Genomic DNA, 4,876 nt, shown 5'->3' on the forward strand with positions numbered 1-4,876 from the left:
CGTGTTCGCGGTCTTGTGGGGGTGTGGGGGGGGGGGGGGGGGGGGGGGGCGGCCCCCCCCCCCCCCCCGGGGGGCCCGCAGCGCATCGCATGAGGGCCCGAGCCGGGGCCGGGTCAGGGGGTTACGGAGTCGCCGCTGCCCTCCCCGCCGTGCTCGCCGCCGGTGCCACCCCCGCGACGGCCCCCGGGGCGGGCGACGCGCCCTCGTCCGGCGAAGGAGGCGGTCGGCATCGGGACCGTCGGGACGCACGCTCCGGGAAGGTCGGGCGTGGCGTAGCGGGGCGGAAGGTCAGGGGTGAGGAGTGCGCGTGCGGTCATGGGTCACACCTGCCGAGCGAGGGGGCTGAGCGGTCTCTCACCAGTAATTCGTAGCCGCTCGGCAAGGGGATTGGGACGGGCGGTCAGGGCAGCCCGGCCCAGGCGCTCAGGGCAGCCCCGACCCAGGCACTCACGCGCTCAGGCGCTCAGGCGCTCATCAGCGAAATGCCGAGCATCCGCGCCCCCGTCTCCGTACGCGGGCGGTGTTCGCTGCCCGGCGCGAACACCACGTACGCCCCCGGTCCATGGCGCTCGCCGCCGTCGATGACCTCGCCGCTCAGGACGAAGTACCGCTCCTCGGTTGAGTGTTCGTCGATCTCCGGCCACTCCGTGCCCGCCGCGAAGTCGATCAGCCAGCCCCGGGCGTACGCCGTGGCCGGCAGCCTCCGACGCCAGATGCCGGGGGCCACCTCGTGCGGCTCGACGTCGTCGACCTGGACGACGGTCTTCAGGGCGCTCGTCGTCGATGCGCTCGTCTCCAGGGCGCTCGGCGCGTCTCTTCGCGTGTCCTCGCTCATGGCTCCACCGTGGCGCGCGACGGCCACCCCGCACGAGTGTCCGGCCTGACATCCTCAGGTACTTTCCTGCCATGCCCGCATCCGGACCCCGGCACCACGTGGTGGCGCTGCTCAACGAGCCGCAGTCCCCCTTCGAACTCGCCTGCGCCGCCGAGGTGTTCGGCGGCGACCGCCCGGATCTGCCCGCCCACTACACCTTCGAGATCTGCGCACGGCGGCCCGGCCCCCTGCGGACCACCATCGGCCACGCCCTGCTCGTCGAGAGCGGCCTCGACGCCCTGCGGACGGCGGACACCGTGATCGTGCCGGGCTGGCAGCCGCCCGGCGGGCCCGTACCGGACGAGGTCCTCGACACCCTGCGGGCGGCGCACCGGCGCGGGGCGCGGATCGTGTCGATCTGCACGGGCGCGTTCGTCCTCGCCCGGGCCGGGCTGCTGACAGGGCGACGCGCGACCACGCACTGGCGGCGCAGCAGCCAACTGGCAGACAGCTTCCCCGAGGTGACCGTCGTCGAGGACGTGCTCTACGTCGACCACGGCGATGTGGCGACCAGCGCGGGCAGCGGGGCGGGCATCGACCTCTGCCTCCACCTCGTACGGTCCGACCTCGGTTCCTCCTACGCCTCCCAGGTGGCCCGGCGCATGGTGGTGCCGCCGCACCGGGACGGCAGCCAGCTCCCGTACGCGGCCCCGCCCGCCCCCATGGGCACGGCCCCGGGCGCGGACGCGTCCCTCGCCCCGGTCCTGGAGTGGGCGCTGACCCGACTGGGGACGGACCTCTCCGTGGGCCGGGGGGGCGCGCACGCCGGGCTCTCGCCGCGCACCTTCGCCCGGCGGTTCGGCGGCCAGGTCGGCGTCAGCCCCGGGCAGTGGCTGCTCCAGCAGCGCATCGACGCGGCCCGGTCCCTGCTGGAGCGGACCGACCTTCCGGTCGAGACGATCGCCGCCCGGGTCGGCCTGTCGTCGGCCGTCAACCTGCGGAGGCGGTTCCGTACCGCCCTGGGGACGACGCCCGGCGCGTACCGCCGCCTCTTCGGCGAAGCAGCAATAGCAAAGGTTCAGGGCGGCGTCCGAGCGAGCAGGGCGGCTGGGCACGCACCCCTCCACCACTGATGCGACACCACCATCTCATCCCCTTGCGCCAGTTCGTCCCGAACCCGCCCCATCGGTGTTCCGTGGCACTCACCCGTACGGCGGATAAAGAGTCGTCGCACATGCAACCAATATCGCTCCGGACCGCGTCGTCAGACCTGCCCGTGCCGGTCACCGCACCGGTCTACGAGCACCTGTCTCCTTTCCGCTCACCTTCGGAGGATCCCGTGCGCAGACTCACCGCCACCCTGATGACCCTGGTCTCCACGGCCGCCGTCGTCGGCACCACCCTCGTTGCCCCGACCGTCGCCGTCGCCGCGGACACCTGGCAGACCCACGACAAGAACTGCAAGACCATCAACGACGTCAACGCCCAGCCGGTCGGCTCGGTCTGCGCGGAGGTCCAGAAGCGGGTCACGGCCTCCGGCGCGGTCAACGGTTACCGGGGACGCGTGACCGTGGACCCCACCGAGGGCAACTGGCTGAAGCCGACCACCTACGTCTGGTCCACCTCCGGCGGCCTCGGTGAGGTGTGCGGCGGAGGCTGCCCGCAGCAGACCACCGCCTGGTCGTCCCCCTGGACCTCGGTGAAGACGGTCCCGGGCAGCTACGCGGTCCGGGGCGAGTCCAGCGCCGGGAACTTCGACGTGACCGCCTCCTGGAGCAACTGGTCCCAGGTCGCGGAGAAGTGCGCCACCTACGCCGGCGCCGGTGAGGTCTGCGTACGACGGCACGAGCGCACCCACCGCGGGATTCTGCAGGAGCGCGGCCAGATCGCCGTGCACCCCGCGAAGAGCAAGTGGATCGAGCCCCGTACGGTCCGGGTCGGCACGGTCAACGACGGCACGACCTCGGCCACCAGCCGCGACCTGTGCGACCCTTCGTGCACCCGGCGCAGCGCCAACTGGTCGGCCACCGTCTCGCGCACGCTGGTCGGCCCCGGCGGCGCCTTCGAGGGCTTCGCCTCGGCGTCCTTCGCCCTGCCCTCGGGCACGGTGAAGACCCTCAAGGCCTCGTACTCCTGACGGCGCTCGGCGCGGCCGGGGTGGCCCTCAGCCCGGCCGGGCGGAGACCCCGGCCCGGCCCGGGTCGGGGATCAGCCCACCCGGCGGTCACTCCGGCCGAAGGAGAGCCCGTCGTCGTCAAGCAGGCCCCGAACGCCTTCGACGACACCGACCTCGGCGAGCACGTTCCCGCAGGCCAGGACGTGATCATCGCGGGCTGGATGACGCACATGTGCGTGGCGTTCACGGCCCAGGGCGCGTTCCTGCGCGGCAACCGCCCCACCGTCGTCGCCGACGCCTGCGCGACCCGCCCGCTGCCGCTGACCGGCAACCCGAACGGCATCCCGTCCGAGCAGCTGCATGCCTCGGCGCTCGCCACGATCCAGGACCTGTACGGAGTGGTGGTCCCGACGCAGAAGTCCCTGAAGTAGCCGACCCGTGCCCTCGCCCCGGGCCGCGGGGTGGCACCCCGAAATCCACGCGCACCCCGCCCGGACCCCGTGATACACCTCCCTGCCATGGGAGACCTGATGACCGAACGCCTCGTGCTCCACCCGATATCCGTGGACGAGGCCGAGCAGATGGCGGCGGGCCGGCCGGACGCCGAGGCGCGCTGGGAACCCGGCTTCCCGACCGAGGGCGATGTGTCCGTGGCCAAGCGCTTCCTGGAACACTTCGCGTCCACCGGCGATCCACAGCCGTTCGGCCCGTACGTGATCCGCCGCCGCTCGGACCACCGGGCGATCGGGGGCGTGGGCTTCCACCGCCCGCCGGACGAACACGGCAACGTCACGATCGGCTACGGCCTCGTCCCGTCGGCCCGGGGCAAGGGTTACGCCTCCGAAGCGCTGCGCGCCCTGCTGTCCCTCGCGCGGGCCGAGGGTGCCGCCTCGGTGAAGGGCGACGCCGACCACGACAACACGGCGTCGCAGCAGGTGATGAGAGCGGCCGGTATGCGACAGGTCGGCGAGGACGAACGCGTCAAGTTCTACGCCATCTCCTGGAGTCGGTGAAACCTGAATCCCGTGGCACTACGTTCGTGGCGCGTGCTGGACCACACCGGCCTCAACCGGTCGACGGCTGGAGCCCGGCGGCCCTGTCACTCGCCGCCGTCTCCTCGAATGGTGGGGCCAGCACCCGTGCCTCACCTCACGAGCGGTCGGCCCCGAACCCGTGGGCGGTCAGCAGACTCCGTACGTCCGCCAGCGACGGGACGCACATGTGCGCCTGCCCCAGCGCGTCTTCCGTGTGCGTCGTCGTCAGGCCGACGGCGATGCACCCGGCCCCCACCGCCGCCTGGATGCCTGCGGGTGCGTCCTCCACGACCAGGCACTCCGATGCCGGAACCCCGAGCCGGGATGCGGCCAAGGCGAAGCAGTCCGGGGCGGGCTTCGCGTGCTGTACGTCGCCGGCGTAGACCTGTACGGCGGGGAGAGGCAGGCCCTTCGCGGCGAACCTGGCCCGCACGAAGTCCCGGGGGGCCGCGGTCACGATGGCCCACGGGCTCCCGCACAACGACTCCAGGAGGGCGGGAGCGCCCTCGACCGGCTGGATGCCGCCCATCTCCTCGGCCAGCAGACGGTCGAGCGTCTTGCGTTCGGCCGCCGGGTCCAGATGGACGGCCACGTCCCTGACCGTGTCCTCGGGACGCCGCCCGAACGTCAGCTCCCACACCTTCTCCGGATCCAGGCCCCGCGCCGCCGACCATGCGTCCCAGACCCTGCGGTGCGCGCCCGCCGAGTCCAGCAGGACCCCGTCCACGTCGAAGAGCACCGCAGAGATTTTCATACACGCATGCTCGCAGGGGCCTGCCCCGGGCCGTCACCGGGTCGTGCGCCGCCGCGACCCGGTACGTCCCCCGTAGGCCCCCACCGGATCGTGCGTCGGCGCGACTCACTGCCGCACGACATCAACTACTTAAAGAACCAGGAGAAATAACCCAACCC

Annotated in this window: 7 protein-coding genes; 4 read left to right on the top strand and 3 right to left on the bottom strand. The window is 72.7% G+C overall.

The window, feature by feature from the left end:
- Positions 1-113: 113 nt before the first annotated feature.
- Together JS521_RS29600 and JS521_RS29605 are read right to left on the bottom strand one after the other, a co-directional pair.
- Positions 114-317, bottom strand: a complete 204-nt coding sequence (locus JS521_RS29600) for a hypothetical protein (RefSeq protein ID WP_205086008.1) — start codon at positions 315-317, stop codon at positions 114-116.
- Between the two features lie 146 nt (positions 318-463).
- Positions 464-835 carry a cupin domain-containing protein gene (locus JS521_RS29605; RefSeq protein WP_205086009.1) on the bottom strand — a complete coding sequence of 124 codons (372 nt, stop codon included), beginning with the start codon at positions 833-835 and terminating at the stop codon, positions 464-466.
- A gap of 71 nt (positions 836-906) precedes the next feature.
- On the opposite strand from JS521_RS29605, the gene JS521_RS29610 reads away from it, so the two are divergent.
- The 4 genes from JS521_RS29610 (at position 907) to JS521_RS29625 (ending at position 3,943) form a co-directional block, all read left to right on the top strand.
- The gene (locus JS521_RS29610) at positions 907-1,947 is read left to right on the top strand and encodes a helix-turn-helix domain-containing protein (protein ID WP_205086010.1); all 1,041 of its coding nucleotides are present in this window, start codon (positions 907-909) and stop codon (positions 1,945-1,947) included.
- Between the two features lie 206 nt (positions 1,948-2,153).
- Positions 2,154-2,951, top strand: a complete 798-nt coding sequence (locus tag JS521_RS29615) for a hypothetical protein (protein ID WP_205086011.1) — start codon at positions 2,154-2,156, stop codon at positions 2,949-2,951.
- 20 nt (positions 2,952-2,971) lie between these two features.
- Positions 2,972-3,361, top strand: coding sequence for an isochorismatase family protein (locus tag JS521_RS29620; protein WP_307847970.1), 390 nt, complete (start codon positions 2,972-2,974; stop codon positions 3,359-3,361).
- A gap of 87 nt (positions 3,362-3,448) precedes the next feature.
- On the top strand, positions 3,449-3,943 hold the full coding sequence (locus JS521_RS29625) for a GNAT family N-acetyltransferase (RefSeq protein ID WP_205086012.1): 495 nt from the start codon (positions 3,449-3,451) through the stop codon (positions 3,941-3,943).
- Positions 3,944-4,079: 136 nt separating this feature from the next.
- Here the strand turns inward: JS521_RS29625 and JS521_RS29630 are convergent, their stop codons facing one another.
- Positions 4,080-4,718 (bottom strand): HAD family hydrolase, encoded by a 639-nt coding sequence (locus JS521_RS29630; RefSeq protein ID WP_205086013.1) that lies wholly within the window; start codon positions 4,716-4,718, stop codon positions 4,080-4,082.
- Between the last annotated feature and the right edge of the window lie 158 nt (positions 4,719-4,876).

The sequence above is a fragment of the Streptomyces durocortorensis genome, from assembly GCF_016901035.1.
Classification (GTDB): Bacteria; Actinomycetota; Actinomycetes; order Streptomycetales; family Streptomycetaceae; genus Streptomyces; species Streptomyces durocortorensis.

Bases quoted from the DNA above. Each gene is read 5' to 3' on its own strand.
- JS521_RS29600 (WP_205086008.1), bottom strand. From the start codon at position 317: ATGACCGCACGCGCACTCCTCACCCCTGACCTTCCGCCCCGCTACGCC.
- JS521_RS29625 (WP_205086012.1), top strand. From the start codon at position 3,449: ATGGGAGACCTGATGACCGAACGCCTCGTGCTCCACCCGATATCCGTG.
- JS521_RS29630 (WP_205086013.1), bottom strand. From the start codon at position 4,718: ATGAAAATCTCTGCGGTGCTCTTCGACGTGGACGGGGTCCTGCTGGAC.
- JS521_RS29605 (WP_205086009.1), bottom strand. From the start codon at position 835: ATGAGCGAGGACACGCGAAGAGACGCGCCGAGCGCCCTGGAGACGAGC.
- JS521_RS29610 (WP_205086010.1), top strand. From the start codon at position 907: ATGCCCGCATCCGGACCCCGGCACCACGTGGTGGCGCTGCTCAACGAG.